The sequence below is a fragment of the Phenylobacterium sp. genome (assembly GCF_044236515.1).
Classification (GTDB): domain Bacteria; phylum Pseudomonadota; class Alphaproteobacteria; order Caulobacterales; family Caulobacteraceae; genus Phenylobacterium.
In genome coordinates this window covers 1-14,052 of record NZ_JBIIGK010000077.1, presented here as the reverse complement: position 1 = coordinate 14,052, position 14,052 = coordinate 1, and the positions used below count along the sequence as shown (strand labels likewise).

Annotated in this window: 14 protein-coding genes; 4 read left to right on the top strand and 10 right to left on the bottom strand. The window is 68.0% G+C overall.

Translation table 11 applies throughout. The features are described 5' to 3' along the window. The 3 genes from ACILRF_RS09520 to ACILRF_RS09510 form a co-directional block, all read left to right on the top strand. A partial coding sequence (locus tag ACILRF_RS09520) for a UDP binding domain-containing protein (RefSeq protein ID WP_395672244.1) occupies window positions 1–476 on the top strand: 476 nt, incomplete at its 5' end. Between the two features lie 581 nt (window positions 477–1,057). After that, window positions 1,058–2,338, top strand: a complete 1,281-nt coding sequence (locus tag ACILRF_RS09515; RefSeq protein ID WP_395672242.1) for a heparin lyase I family protein — start codon at window positions 1,058–1,060, stop codon at window positions 2,336–2,338. A 240-nt stretch (window positions 2,339–2,578) separates the two neighbouring features. Further along, window positions 2,579–2,776 (top strand): hypothetical protein, encoded by a 198-nt coding sequence (locus tag ACILRF_RS09510; RefSeq protein WP_395672240.1) that lies wholly within the window; start codon window positions 2,579–2,581, stop codon window positions 2,774–2,776. Window positions 2,777–3,268: 492 nt separating this feature from the next. On the opposite strand, the gene ACILRF_RS09505 is transcribed toward ACILRF_RS09510, so the two are convergent. The 9 genes from ACILRF_RS09505 to ACILRF_RS09465 all read right to left on the bottom strand — a co-directional run bounded on the left by ACILRF_RS09505 (window position 3,269) and on the right by ACILRF_RS09465 (window position 10,297). Further along, window positions 3,269–3,757, bottom strand: a complete 489-nt coding sequence (locus ACILRF_RS09505; protein ID WP_395672238.1) for a hypothetical protein — start codon at window positions 3,755–3,757, stop codon at window positions 3,269–3,271. Next, window positions 3,754–4,578 carry a hypothetical protein gene (locus tag ACILRF_RS09500; protein ID WP_395672236.1) on the bottom strand — a complete coding sequence of 275 codons (825 nt, stop codon included), beginning with the start codon at window positions 4,576–4,578 and terminating at the stop codon, window positions 3,754–3,756. The genes ACILRF_RS09505 and ACILRF_RS09500 overlap by 4 nt, the downstream gene beginning before the upstream one ends. Before the next feature lie 68 nt (window positions 4,579–4,646). Then, window positions 4,647–5,072: a c-type cytochrome gene (locus ACILRF_RS09495; protein WP_395672234.1), complete on the bottom strand. Its 426-nt coding sequence runs from the start codon at window positions 5,070–5,072 to the stop codon at window positions 4,647–4,649. Further along, the gene (locus ACILRF_RS09490; protein ID WP_395672232.1) at window positions 5,056–5,958 is read right to left on the bottom strand and encodes a cytochrome c oxidase assembly protein; all 903 of its coding nucleotides are present in this window, start codon (window positions 5,956–5,958) and stop codon (window positions 5,056–5,058) included. Before ACILRF_RS09490 ends, ACILRF_RS09495 begins: the two co-directional genes overlap by 17 nt. Then, window positions 5,946–6,254 carry a hypothetical protein gene (locus ACILRF_RS09485; protein WP_395672230.1) on the bottom strand — a complete coding sequence of 103 codons (309 nt, stop codon included), beginning with the start codon at window positions 6,252–6,254 and terminating at the stop codon, window positions 5,946–5,948. Before ACILRF_RS09485 ends, ACILRF_RS09490 begins: the two co-directional genes overlap by 13 nt. A gap of 17 nt (window positions 6,255–6,271) precedes the next feature. Beyond that, window positions 6,272–6,895: a heme-copper oxidase subunit III gene (locus ACILRF_RS09480; RefSeq protein WP_395672228.1), complete on the bottom strand. Its 624-nt coding sequence runs from the start codon at window positions 6,893–6,895 to the stop codon at window positions 6,272–6,274. Next, the gene (locus ACILRF_RS09475) at window positions 6,892–8,778 is read right to left on the bottom strand and encodes a cbb3-type cytochrome c oxidase subunit I (RefSeq protein ID WP_395672226.1); all 1,887 of its coding nucleotides are present in this window, start codon (window positions 8,776–8,778) and stop codon (window positions 6,892–6,894) included. The genes ACILRF_RS09480 and ACILRF_RS09475 overlap by 4 nt, the downstream gene beginning before the upstream one ends. Next, a complete protein-coding gene (locus tag ACILRF_RS09470) occupies window positions 8,775–9,776 on the bottom strand; it encodes a c-type cytochrome (RefSeq protein WP_395672224.1) in 1,002 nt (333 codons plus the stop codon). Before ACILRF_RS09470 ends, ACILRF_RS09475 begins: the two co-directional genes overlap by 4 nt. Continuing rightward, window positions 9,773–10,297 (bottom strand): c-type cytochrome, encoded by a 525-nt coding sequence (locus ACILRF_RS09465; RefSeq protein ID WP_395672222.1) that lies wholly within the window; start codon window positions 10,295–10,297, stop codon window positions 9,773–9,775. Before ACILRF_RS09465 ends, ACILRF_RS09470 begins: the two co-directional genes overlap by 4 nt. 163 nt (window positions 10,298–10,460) lie before the next feature. Here ACILRF_RS09465 and ACILRF_RS09460 point away from each other — a divergent pair, with 163 nt between their 5' ends. Then, window positions 10,461–12,881, top strand: coding sequence for an FdhF/YdeP family oxidoreductase (locus ACILRF_RS09460; RefSeq protein WP_395672221.1), 2,421 nt, complete (start codon window positions 10,461–10,463; stop codon window positions 12,879–12,881). Between the two features lie 10 nt (window positions 12,882–12,891). Here ACILRF_RS09460 and ACILRF_RS09455 read toward each other — a convergent pair whose 3' ends face one another. Beyond that, window positions 12,892–13,950: an aldose 1-epimerase gene (locus tag ACILRF_RS09455; protein WP_395672219.1), complete on the bottom strand. Its 1,059-nt coding sequence runs from the start codon at window positions 13,948–13,950 to the stop codon at window positions 12,892–12,894. Window positions 13,951–14,052: the final 102 nt, after the last annotated feature.

The following is a 14,052-nucleotide window of genomic DNA, read 5'->3' as shown; positions in this document are numbered from 1 at the left end:
GCGACTACAAGGCGCCGGTCGAGCTGATCGAGGCGACCGTCAAGGTCAACGACGCGCGCAAGAAGGCGATGGCCGACAAGGTGGCGGCGGCGCTGGACGGCGACCTGAAGGGCAAGACGGTCGGCGTGCTGGGCCTCACCTTCAAGCCCAACACCGACGACATGCGCGATGCGCCCGCCCTCGACATCCTCCCGGCGCTGGAAGCGGCGGGGGCGCGGGTGCAGGCCTTCGATCCGCAGGCTCACGAAGCCCGGCAGATGCTGCCAAGCGTGGCGTTCAAGGACGATCCTTATGCGGTCGCCGACGGCGCCGACGCGCTTGTTATCATCACCGAGTGGGATCAGTTCAGGGCGCTCTCCCTCGACCGCATCAAGCTGCTGATGAATCAGCCGGTGCTGATCGACCTGCGCAACATCTACCAGCCTGCCGACATGCGCACCCGGGGCTTCGCCTACACGAGCATCGGGCGGGGCTAACCACCGTCGCGTGTAGCCCAGACCCGGCAGACGTGGCGGGCTGCAACTTTTTTTCGGTCCTGCCTCAGTAGTTACGGGGCGGGTTGCGACTTAAGCGGGCAAATTCAAGCACCTGGCGGTTGGTGGGCGGCGCAAGCTTGGCCGGTACTACCGCGGTATAGGTCCCGCTCATGGCGTGAGCGCTCGCGGATCGAGAGCATGCGACTGCGTACCCGCTCGCGGTGTCCAGTAGAAGCCGGACCTGCCATTCGCCCAATACGGCGCGCGACGAAATCTAGACTGCATGCCGCCACAATTCGGTCAAACAGCTCCACCGTAGCGGATGCTATAGATGTGATCGGGCCATGATCGTCACAGTTAGTCGCGACGTCGCCATTAATTAACATAATCGAAGGCATAAATATTCATAATGCCCGGTAGAGCGCTTGGCTCAATTTGGGCAATCGAGACAAGTCGACGCATTTACTGCGTGGCGCAGATGTTTATTGCTGCTGTCGGGGGCGGGCGTCGGTGCGGCGCTCACCATTCACGACGACTTTCACGGCCGACCCTGCGGGGACGGTCGGGCAGCGAGGATGCGCATGTATTTTGATGATACGGCCTACGTGCTCCACAACTCCGGCGACGCCTGGAGCTTCAAGCAGACCGATGACGTCTATCGCTTCGAAGTTCGGTCCGGAGATCAGTGGCGCGAACGGGACGGAACGAAGGAACGCTCGGAGATCTCCGCCAAGGAGACCCTCAATTTCGACCACACCTACACCTTGACCTACGACTTCATGATCGAGCCCGGTCAGAAGATCACTTCGGATTGGCTCAACATCGGCCAGTTTCACGGTTCGCCCGATGTCGGCGACTATGGCTCGCTCGGTCCGGTGTTCGCCACCCAGATGCGGGGCGAGCAGATGCGCTTCATCACGCGCACCGATCCGGACCGCATCACCGAGTCGCGTCCCGAGGACAATGTCCTCTACACCGACAGCGCCGCCATCGTCCGCGGCCACTGGTACCAGATGAAGATCGACATCCGCTTCGACGCGGACGGCCAGGGCCTGATCAAGGTCTGGCGCGATGGCGACCTGCTGGTCAATTACACGGGCGGAGTCGGGTACAACGACGCTGTCGGACCGTACTGGAAGATGGGGATCTATCGCGAGGCCTCGCCCGAGACACTCGCCATCAACTATCGCAACTTCGATATCACCGAAGGGGGCGCGACGACCCAGCCGCCTCTGACCTCGCCCGAGACGCCGACCTCCGATCCATCAGACGCGCTGGTTCAACGTGCTCCGAGCAATCAACCGGCGCTGTTGCAAGGCGCGGGCGGAGACGATCGCTTGGTCGGCGCGGGCGGCGCGGACACGCTGGACGGCGGCGGCGGGGCCGATTTGCTCACGGCTGGCGGCGGTAACGACACGCTGGACGGCGGCGCCGGCTCGGACACCCTCCAGGGCGGGGCCGGCGACGACCTGATCCGCGGCGGCGATGGCGCGGACCTGCTGAAGGGCAACGATGGCGGCGACACCTTGAACGGCGGCGCCGGCGCGGACACCCTGACGGGGGGATCCGGCTACGACGTCTTCCGTTTCGGCAACCGCGACGGCAGCGTCGATGTCATCACCGACTTCAGCAAGAGCGATAAGGTCCAGCTTGCCTTGAGCGACTTCGGCGTGAGCGGCGGGCAGGCTCAGTTCGTCAATGGAATGGCGGCGACGGCCAATGGCGCTCCGGCGCTGCACTACACCGCTTCGACAGGCGCGCTTTATCTCGATCTCGACGGCGGCGACGTCGGCAACGCCGTGCAACTCGCCACCCTCTCGAACCACATCGCGCTCAGCGCGGACTCGTTCGTCTTCATCTGAAGGCAGGGCGCCTGGCCAACCTCGCCTTCGGGCGGGGCTCGCCAGGCGCACCGTAATTCGACTGCGCCAGAGGCCGGCGCGAGGGCCGCTTGCGGCGCTGGCGGCCGGCCTCGAGGATCTAACGGCCGGCTTTTGGTGGGCCGAACCGCCAAACGTCAATTCCCCAGGGCTCCGTCGCATCTAGCTTTGTGACGGGAGGAGCCCATGGGTTCGCTAATCGATCCAACTCCGAGCTCAGAGTTGACCATCGCCGTGGTTCGGCAGGGCGATGGTTGGCGTGTGTTCGGCCCCGCCGGGTTTTGGCGGCATTTCGCCTATCGGGTGGACGCCGAAGAGGCCGCCCTGCACCTGGCCGCGCGATTGCGAGCAAAAGAGGCGCGCGTCGTGGTCCTCGTGCAATCCGCTTCAGGGGAGGGTCATCCAATCAGCATGTGTTGAAGGTCAGGCCCGCTCCCATGATCGGCGCTGCTGTCCCTTCCACTTGATCAAATCCTTCGTTCGCGTCCCTGCGCGGGGACGGACCGCCGGTGCGTTTAGCCGATGACATTTTTGATCTTCGGAAATGCCTTACGCAGGGGCGTCGGACCTGAAATCCGATGCGATCACACGCGCCGCCCTCCAGTGCGGCTGAGCATGTGGTCAACAACGCGGAAGGAGAACCCATGGACGTTGTCGTCATGCTGATGTCCGCCCTGGCGCTCATGTTTGGACAGAATGAGAACGATGGCGGGTCTGCGCCGTCCGTCCCGCGCGAGGCTCATGGCGCGCCGGCCCCGGGCTTGGTGGCGGGGCTTCCGGCCGCCATCGCAGCGCTCGGTGCGCTAGGTGTTCTGGGTGTCGTGAGAATCCGTCGCTCGAAGACACGCTCCGACGACTAGCCTCGACCGTGTCGCAGGCCCGGGGTCGACCCGGGACCTGCGGAGCGTCGCGTCACCAACTCACGTGGTTCCGCCAATAATTGTCCCACCGCGCGGAGGCGGCGATGTTGCAGCCCGATGGTTCGGCAATGACCAGCATTTCGCGCAGGCGACTGTAGTCGTTCAGCCGCATGGATGCGAGCAGCGGTTGCCACAGCCGGCGCGCAAACACCGCCGGCCGATCTGGCTCGGCGCCGGACCAATCTGTGTAGGCGTAGAGCGTGCGGTCCCCCGGCGCAGCCAGGTTCAGCAAAGCTGCTCGCGGCGTGAAGCTGGGCGGCGCCACTGCGATGGTCACCGGGCGTGGGCAATCCCGGATGCGTACGTGGTAGATTTCATCGTCCGCTGCGAAAACGCGCGCCGCGCGCGACGGGGGGAACATCGACGTAAGCCGCCGAGCGCTGTCAGAGCGGGGCTGGAGATGCGTTCGACGTTCCGCCGAGGCGTTGGCGCCGGCGACGATCAGCAGGGACGCGGCGATGACGCGCCAGATCCAGATCATGCTCGACCGGCCCGCCGCGTGCCGATCGCGCTGATGAACACCGCCGACATCGCCGCCGCCGCGGCGTAGATCTGCGCGCCCGCTCCCTCGTGCCAGAACTGATAGAGCGGGTAGGACTGCGCCATCGCGAAGATGCGGGCTACGTTGAGGAAAACCTGTGCGGCGCAGACCGCGCAGATGACCCAGACATCGCCTCGGCGCCACTCCGCCCGCTCCAGTCGGCTGACCCCCACGTAGCAGAGCAGCGCCAGGGAGACGTTGCTGAAGCTCGAGCAGCCTTCCTCAACGACGATACTGAACGTCGGAGTGGTGGAGATGATATTTCCGACCCACGTCGCGCCCGGAACAAACATTTTCGTCGCAAGGCCCACGAGCGTTGCGTCGACCTTCACGATCTCCGGGCCGAGCCCCGCGAACAGCACCTTGCTCCACAACTGATGCCCCGCCAGAGCTAGCATGACAGCTCCCGCTGCCCTCGCATCGACGTCGCGCGAGGTGAGCACCATCAGCGATAGCAACGTCAAGGACAGCCCGGCGGCGTGGTTGGGTCCGAACGCGGCGAGCGCGGCCGCTACGAACGCCGCGCCGACATCAAGCGGTGTGGCCGCGAGCGGACCGCTGCGGGCCAGCCGCATCGCGGCGGCTACGAAGCCGAGGCAGTCGAAGATGGCAAAACGTTCCGCGCCCTCCTGCCGGAAGTAATTCCGCACCAGGAAGCTGATCGCCGCAGCGGCGAGCGCCCACAGCAGGATCTCGCGACGAGCGAGCTCTCCTCGGGGGACAACCACACGCGGCATCAGGCCATCGGTTGGCAGACTCATATGCGGAGCATACAGCGAAGGCTGGCGGCCGCACTAGCGCTGCCGTTCTGGCGGCCGGCGGCCGACGATCAGTCGAGAGTGTAGAGGTAGGCGGCGGCGTCCCGCGCGTCCTGCTCGCTGATCGGCATGTTCGGCATGCCGGTCCCGGGCTCGATTGACTGCGGCCGCCAGATCCAGCGCACGAGGTTGGTCGGATTGTTCGCCAGCCGTCCGGCCAGGAAGCCGCGCGTGGCGATCTTGTCGAGCGGCGGCCCGACCGCTCCGTCCGCTCGCGCGACGCCGGGGATCTGGTGGCAGGCGCCGCAGTCCGCGTCCGTGATCAACGCCTTGCCGCGGTCCGCGTCGCCGCCGGTCATCTCGGCTGCTGCGGCCTTCAGAGCCGCCTTCTCCTGCCAGGCCTGGATGCGTAGCGAGATTGGGCCGCCGATCAGCACGAAGCCGACCAGCAGGATCGCCAGCCAAACGCTGGGGGGAGGCCTAGGAACGCGCGCCATACGCCGCCTCCGCGACCTTCGCCTCGGCGGCAGGCGGCCGAAGCAGCCGGCTCATGGCGTAGAGCGCCGCCAGGGCATGGACGAGCCCGCCCGGCACCCACATCAGCAGGCCCGCGAGCTGCTGATCCTCGAGGGGGGAAAGGCCCAGCGGGGCGAGGCCCAGCCGCACATACCCCGCGTACCAGGGACTTTGCGCGAAGGCCATCATCGCCCCCAGCGCGCCGGAAACGACCGAGGTCGCAAACAGGCACAACACCGCCACCGCCGGCCGCAGATGGCGTCCCGGCAGGACCGCGGTCCAGAAGAGCAGGGCGCTGACCAGAAACGACAGGTGCTGGGCGATGTGCCAGCCGACGCTTGACAGGGCCCGGTCGAACAGCGCCGGCGCGTGCCACACCCACAGGGCGGCCGCCTGCGCAAGCGTCGCGAGCACGGGATCGACGGCCGCCTTCCAGGCCCAGCGCGCCGGCGCCGCCCTCGCCAGCGCTGCCATTAGCTGCCGGCCGCCGGCAGGCAACGCCCACAGCATGATCGCCATCGGGCGCGCCAGCACCAGCAGGGGTGCGGCGACCAGCATCATCAGCTCATGCTCCAGCATATGGGCGGTGAACGACTGCTCGCCGGCCTTGTGCAGCGGGCTGATCACCGCGCCCGCCAGCACTAGCCAGCCCGCCGCAAACAGCAGGCCCCGCCGCGACAGCGCTCCGGCCCCGTGACCGGACCGGCGCCTGAGACGCATCCACCCGGCCGCGAAGACGACAAGGCTGAGGGCCAGAGGCGCCAGAATGAGCGGATCGAGCGTCCACTGCGTCGCAGCCTCCGCACCGTGCGCCAGCGCCGGGGTCGCCACCGCGGTCAGGGCCGCGCCAAGTCCTAGCGCGCGCATGCGGGCGCCAGGACAAGCGCGGCGGTCAGGGCGAGGGCCGCCGTCGCGAAGATCGCCGCCGATCCGGCCCCGACCAACATCAGGAAGCGCCGTGTCGGAGGGGCCGGGTCGCGCCGCCGCCAGCACATGATCGCGGCCGCAACGCAGATCGCCGTGGCGACAGCTCCCGCGACCGGTCCCCACGGCGCACGACCGGCCGTGCATTCAAAGTAGGTGGCGGCGCCGAACCCCTGCTGCAGGATCAGCCAGGCCGAGGGCGCTGCGAAGAACAGCAACGCCACGATGAGCGGGCGCAAGAGACGCCGGTCCCGGGTCATAGGAGCCGAGCTCCCCAGTAAACCAGCAGGTACATCGGCAGCCAGGCCACGACCACGAAGTTCCAGTAGCCGGCGTTGTCGTCGACGTCGGAAAACTGGTCGTCGCCGGTCTCATGGGTGAACAGCCACGTGGCGAGGACCACCGTGTCCCCAAGGTCGGTGAGCAGGTGCGTCGTATGGAGGACCATCAGCAGCCAGAGCGCCGAGCCGTAGGCGTCGTCGTGCCAGCGGACGTTGAGCTGTGTGAACTCGAACCCGCGCACGACGGTCAGGCCCAGAGCGATCAGAGTCATCGCCACCAGACCCCACCGAACCCCCAGGGCGTTCTTGCGCCGCGCCTGCCGCGCGACCCACAGGTTGGGCGCGACGCTGGCGAGGGCGATCAGCGTGAACAGCGCGCCCGCCCAGTGGGCGGGGGGCCGATGGCCGGCGGGCGGCCACTCTCCGGCCTGCCCCCGCAGGTAGAGATAGGCCCCGGCCGCGAGCAGGAATCCCATTCCCTCGATCAGCATGAAGCCGAACGTGCCCCACCAAAGCAGGCTGCGCGGCCCCATGGCCGACACCGGCAGCTCGGAGAGGTCGAGCGCCACCTCGACCTCCGCGGACGGCGTGGCGGTCATGGCTTCTCTCCCAGGCGCCGACGCGGGCGCTTCGGCCAGAACCACATGGTCAGCGCCAGGGCCAGCGGCGGTGAGCCATAGATCAGCGCCCAGGGTGTGAAGATGCTGCCGACGAACATCGCCGAGACCGCCAGGGTGGTGAGGAGCGGCCAGATCGACGGTTTTGGGCTGTGCTGGCGATAGTCCGGCCGCGCCTCGACCGGGGTGGTCAGCAGCAGCTCCCGATGATCCAGCGCCAGTCCGTCGGCGACCTTGCGTGACCGCGTCCAGGCCGGGGTCAGGTCTTCGACGATCGGCGTGTACTCGAAGTTGTACGGCGGCGGCGGGCTCGGCGTGGTCCACTCCAGGGTCGATCCGCCCCACGGATCGGGCCCGGCCAACTGGCCGCGGCGCACCGACAGGACGGCGTTAGCGACGAAGATCGCCGCCCCCACGGCCGCGATGCCGGCCCCGGCCGAGGCGACGATGTTCAACGGCCCCCAGCCGAGCTCGGGATGGTAGCTGTAGATGCGCCGCGGCATCCCCATCAGGCCGAGGATGTGCATCGGGAAGAACCCGAGGTTGAAGCCGCCGACCACCAGAGCGAAGGCCACCTTGCCCCAGGTCTCGGACATGAGCCGGCCGGTCGCCTTGGGGTACCAGTAGCAGAACGCCCCCAGCAGCGGGAAAATCGCTCCGCCGACCAGCACGTAGTGAAGGTGCGCGACGACGAAGTAGGTGTCGGTCAGCTGAAGGTCGAGCGAGGCCGAGGCGGTCATCAGTCCGGACAGCCCGCCGATCACGAAGGTGGCGATAAAGGCGATCACCCACAGCATCGGCGTCTTGAACACTGGCCGCCCCGAACCGATCGTCGCGATCCAGCAGAAGATCTGGATGCCGGTCGGCAGGGCGATCACCATGCTGGCCGCGGTGTAGAAGCTGTCGCCGAGCTTCGGCAGGCCGACTGCGAACATGTGGTGGACCCACAGGCCGAAGGCGAGCACGCCGATGCTGACCATCGACAGGACAATGGGCACATAGCCGAACGCCGTCCGGCGGCTGAACGTCTCGACGATGGCAGCGATGAAGCCGAGCGCCGGCACGAATATGATGTAGACCTCGGGGTGTCCGAAAAACCAGAACAGGTGCTGGAACAGGACCACGTCGCCGCCCAGCGCCGGATCGAAGAAGTGGGTGGCCACCAGGCGGTCGCTGATCAGCATGCTGGTCACCAGCATGACCGACGGCAGGGCGAAGATCGTCATCAGGGCGGCGATCAGCATCGCCCAAAGGAAGATCGGCATCCGCGCCAGGGTCATGCCCGGCGGCCGCAGGCGCATGATCGTCGCGAACGTGTTCACCGACACCGACAAGGCGGCGACCTCGGTGAAGGTGATCATCTGTGCCCAGACGTCGGCCCTATGGCCGGGGCTATAGCCGGGGCCCGACAGCGGCGGGTACTGGAACCAGCCGAGATCGGGCGTCACGTTCAGGACGTGCGGAACCCAGATCATCAGGACGCCGCCGAGGTACATCCAGAAGCTGAAGGCGTTGAGCCGCGGGAAGGCCATGTTCCGCTGGCCGAGCATCAGCGGCACCAGCCAGATGGCCATCGCTTCCATCACCGGCACCGAGACCAGGAACAGCATAGTCGAGCCGTGCAGGGTGAAGGCCTCGTTGAACCCCTGCGGGCCCAGCCGCTTCAGGCCTGGGAAGGCGAGCTGCAACCTCATGTCGACGGCGGCCAGGCCGGCCAGCGCCAGCAGCGCCATGGCCACCAAGATGTAGCGGGCCGCGATCTTCTTGTGGTCGGTGGTGGTCAGGAATCCCCAAAGGCCCGGCGCATCGCCCCAGGTCCGGGCTAGCCGGCGCCTCCGCTCGAAGAGGTCGCTTGTCGCCGTCATTCCAGCGACCCGAGGTAGCGCGCCACGGCGTCGACATCGGCCGGAGGCAGGCCGGTCGTCGGCATCTCGGCGCCCGGCTTGTGGTCTTGCGGATTGGCGATCCAGCCCATCAGAGCGGCGTGCGACATCGGCAACGTCCCCGCTGCGATCGAGCGTCGGGAGCCGACGTGGGTGAGGTCCGGGCCTGCCCGGCCCTGCTCGCTCACCCCGCGGATGGTATGGCAGGTGGCGCAGGCGCTCTGGGCGAAGACGCTTTGCCCCCGCACCGCCACCGGATCGGCCGGCGCCGCGGCCGGCCGTGCCTGGCCGGTCCGCCAGGCGGCATATTCGGCGACGCTCTCGACCTTAACATTCAGCGCCATCTCGGCGTGCTGCAGGCCGCAGAACTCGCCGCACTGGCCGCGCAGCCAGCCCGTCCGCCGCGGCGTCAGGGTCAGTTGATTGACCCGTCCAGGCACCATGTCGAGCTTTCCGCTGAGGTTGGGGACCCAGAACGAGTGGATCACGTCGGCCGCGACGAGCTCGATCCGCGTCGGCCGGTCAACCGGCAGGTGCAGCTCGTTCGCGGCCTCGATCCAGCTGCGCGTCGGCGCGTCCCAGTACTGCACGCGCCACCACCATTGGTGGCCGGTGATGCGCACATCCGGCGGCGCGGCGCCGTCCTTCGCCAAGGTGCGGTCGACCAGGAAGCTGGCGATCACCATGACGCTCAGGCCGACGACGATGAACCCAACCCATCCGGCCAAGCCGCGCTCCAGGCGCCGGTCGTCCGGCGATACGTCCGGCGGATGAAGCGTCGCCGCCAGCTTTCGGCGGCCGCGCCAGATGGCCGCGGCCAACAGCACCATCACCAGCAGATAGGCCACGCCGCAGATGGCGACGATCAGCCCGAGTAGCCCGTGTAGCACCTGCGCCTGATCGCCGGCCGGATCGAGCACGCTCTGCTGGCCCGCGCAGGCCGCAAGGCCGAGCGGCAGGAGGACGGCGGCGCGTCTCACCGCAAGGCGCCCGACCAGGAGGCGCCGGACGGCTCGCCCGCCTGGGCCGCGCTGGCTCGCCGCCGCTGCATGGCCTTTGTCTGCGGCAGTGACCTCACATAGCCGGCCATCTGCCAGATCTGCCGCGAGGGAATGCGGTTCTCATAGGCCGGCATGCCCGGCGCGCCCGCAGCGATCGAGCGGTAGATCTCCGCGATCGTGCCGCCATGCGCCCACCGGCCATCGGGCAGGTTCGCGGCGCCGGTCGAGGTCTCTGTGTGGCAAGCGTCACACGCGGCCCAGCGGAACAGCCGACCCCCTTCGGCCTGTTCGAACCGGTGGGTGGCGTAGAGCGTCTGGCGGCTATCTGTCACGCCGGTCGGCGCCGTTCCTGGCGGGGAAGGGCCGACGTTGCGTTTCTCGGGGCTGCAGGCGGCGAGAGCGCCCATCACCGCGCACGCGACGGCGACCGCCAGCCGCCTGCCGACGGCTCGCGACAGGCGCAGCGCCAGGACCCGTTGTTGCGTGCGACCACCGGTCATTCACCCTCGGATGGCCCAAGAAACAGCTTGGCCGAGAGTTCCTCGCCTTAACGAAAGGTAGAGCCTGCAAAGCCTTCCCCCTCGGGCGAACGGCCACACGGTCACCCGGCGGACCCTTTCGTCGAACGAGGGCGTTGGTCGGAAAACGGCCAAGGGGCGAAACGTGCGCCAGGGACCCAAGTCGAAGCCCAAGATCGAACCCTACGAAGGCCCGGCTGGCGGCTACGGGTCCCTGAAGTCGGTCAGCGAGATCCTCGTTCGCGAGGGGCTGGCCGTGCGCGGCATCGAGCCGCTCGCCGTCCAGAACAAGCCCGATGGCTTCATGTGCGTCAGCTGCGCCTGGGGAAAGCCGGCCAAGCCGCACCCGGCCGAGTTCTGCGAGAACGGGGCCAAGGCGACGGCCTGGGAACTGACCAAGCATCGCCTCGACGTCGAATTCTTCGAGAAGCACACCCTGACCGAGCTCGAGACCTGGCGCGACTACGACCTCGAAGAGGCCGGCCGCCTGACCCGGCCGATGCGCTGGGACGCCGAGACGGATCGTTATCTACCGGTCTCGTGGGAGGAGGCTTTCGAAGAAATCGGCCGCGAACTGAAGATGCTGTCGGCCGATCCCGACCAGGCCGTGTTCTATGTCAGCGGCCGCGCCTCTCTCGAGGCCAGCTATATGTGGCAGCTGTTCGCCCGGCTCTACGGGACCAACAATCTGCCCGACAGTTCGAACATGTGCCACGAGTCCACTTCCGTGGCCTTGCCGGAGAGTATCGGCGTCTCCGTCGGGACGGTCACGCTGCAGGACTTCGAACAGACCGACTTCATCATCTACCTGGCGCACAACCCCGGCACCTCGTCGCCACGCATCCTCCACCAGCTGCAGGAAGCCCGTCAGCGCGGCGTGCCCATCGTCGGCTTCAACCCCCTCAAGGAGCGCGGCCTGGAGCGGTTCAAGAATCCGCAGTCGCCGCGCGAAATGATCGGCCAGCGGGAAACCCAGATCGCCGACGTCATCCACCAGGTGAAGGTTGGGGGCGACATCGCGGCTCTGACGGGTGTCTGCAAGGCGCTGATCGCCTCGGACGACGCGGCCGTCGCGGAGGGGGAAGCGGGCGCGACGAACCGCGCCGCACTTTTGGCCGAGACCGAGGACGACGCCGGTTTCTCGATCAAGGCCGCCGCCGCCGGAAAGACCAACCGCCGCGTGCTCGATCACGACTTCATCCGCGAGCACACCGCCGGCTTCGAAGAGTTCGCCGCTTACTGCCGCCAGGCCGACTGGGGCGAGATCGAGGCCGTGTCCGGCCTCACTCGCACCGCGCTCGAAGGTGTGGCGAGGCAGTATGCCGCCTGTGACAAGGTGATGGCGATCTACGGCATGGGCCTGACCCAACACGTCGCCGGCGTCGAGAACGTTCAGATGCTCTGCAACCTGCTGCTGCTGCGCGGCAACATCGGCAAGGGCGGAGCCGGGCTCTGCGCCGTGCGGGGTCATTCCAACGTCCAGGGGCAACGGACGGTCGGCATCACGGAAAAGCCGGAGCTCGTTCCGCTCGACGTGCTCGCCGAGCAGTATGGGTTCGAGCCGCCGCGCCATGAGGGCTACACGACCGTCAAGGCATGCGAGGCGATGATCTCCGGCCAAGTGAAGGCGTTCGTCGCCCTCGGCGGCAACGTGGTCCGCGCCGCACCCGAACAGGAAAAGGTCGAGGCCGCCTGGCGCAAGCTGCGCCTGACGGTCTCCGTCGCCACCAAGCTCAATCGCAGCCACGTCTTGCATGGCGAGATCGCCTATCTCCTGCCGTGCCTCGGCCGGATCGAGATCGACCGCCAGGCGACCGGCGAGCAGGCGGTGTCGATCGAGAGCAGCCTCGCCCAGTTCCACGGCTCGAAAGGGCAGGTGGAGCCGGCCTCGCCGTACCTGAAATCCGAGCCGGCGATTATCGCCGGGCTGGCCCAGGCGACCCTCCCGCCGAACCCAAAGACGCCGTGGGACAACTGGGTCGCCGACTACGGCCGGGTGCGCGAGGCGATCGAGAAGACCTATCCGGCCACCTTCGTCCGCTTCAACGAGCGGCTGTTCGAACCCGGCGGGGTGACCCGGCCGCTGGCGGCCCGCGAGCGCAAGTGGAACACCCGCTCCGGCCGTGCCAACTTCAAGACCCCGACTCAGATGTTCGCGGGCCACCAGGCAAACTTCGGCCAGGACGGCGTGCTGCAGCTGACCACCATGCGCAGCAACGACCAGTTCAACACCACCATCTACGGCTACACCGACCGCTTCCGCGGTGTGCACGGCACCCGGCGGGTGGTGTTCATGAACCCGGCCGACCTCAACGAGCGCGGGCTCCAGGCCGGCGATCTCGTGGACCTCCGCACCGCCGTCGACGACGGCGTCGAGCGCATGGTCCGCCAGTTCGAGGTCGTCTCTTACGATATTCCGCAGGGCTGCTGCGGGGCTTACTTCCCGGAGGCCAACCCACTGGTGCCGCTGTGGCACCACGACACCAAGGCCCACACCCCGGCCTACAAGGCGATCCCGATCACCGTCGCGCGCTCCGCCTCGCAGGGACGGGCGCAGCCGGAGTAGCCCCGGCCGGTCAGGGTCGGAACAACGATAACTCCACCCGGTATGTCGCCGCCTGGCCCGGTGCGACGCGCACCATTCCGGTGTCGACCTCCGCCCGCCAGGCCCCAAAGGGGTCGGCGAGGTTGAACTGCGGTTCCATGACGATGAACGGCTGCTCCGGCGGCGCATAGACCTGGACGGCCCGCACGGGCGGCGAGGGGCTCGTGAGCCGAACCCCCAGCCCGGCGACCGGATCGGTCATCTCGGCGACGACCCCGTCCGCGGCAGAGAGACCGGTGAAGCAGTCGTCGAGGTAGAGATCGCCCAGCGGACGCCCCTTCGCGTCCCGGAAATCGTAGGGCGTGCCGGCGACGTCGAGCAGCCGCCCGGTCGGCAGCACTTCGTCGTAATCGTTGACCTCCGTGCGCAGCGCGGCGGGGACCCGCAGCCGCGCCTGCTCGCGCCCGCCGCTCGGCACGCGGAAGTAGGGATGCCATCCGATCCCGAGGGGGCTCGCGACCTCGCCCCGGTTATGCGCAGACACCTCAAGTTCGATCCGCCCGGCCGCCAGTCGCCAGGCAAAGCCCAGATTCAGCTCGCCTGGCCAATGATCGCCGAAAGCCCGAGGAAGACTCCCGGTGACCTCGGCGGGCGAGACCTGTTCGAAGGAAACGGCGGCATCCAGGATCAGGCCGTGCATGGCGTAGGTCTCGGCCCCCGGCGCCTTTCCGCCCCAGTTGCGCGGCAGCCGGCGCACCTCGCCGTCGATGGCGGTCTCGATCTCGCGCGTCTCGGCGAGCGGTCGGCCGCGGATGCGATTGGCGTAGGGGGCGAGCACGGCGCCCCCGAAGCTGAAGGCGCGCGAACCCGCGAAATCCTCGGGGCCGCCGTCAAGCTGCGTCGCCGCCGCCTCGACCGATGGCGCGTGGAGCAACTCCACCCGCTCGCCGCTCGGCAGGGCGGCGATCGCCTGCAGCAGCATGAAGCCACGGCCCGGCAAGACCGTCGCCTCGACGATGCTCGGGGCGCCCTCCGCCGGATCGGCGCTCAGGGTGACGACCGGCAGGCCGCCGATGTGCGGGCCCGCCATGGGTCAGCCCGGCTGCTCGGTTCCGGTCCGCAGTTCGACCACCCGCATGTCTCGGGCGTCGGCCATCTGCCGCTTGGAATGGATTTCCGCGTACTCGGAGGG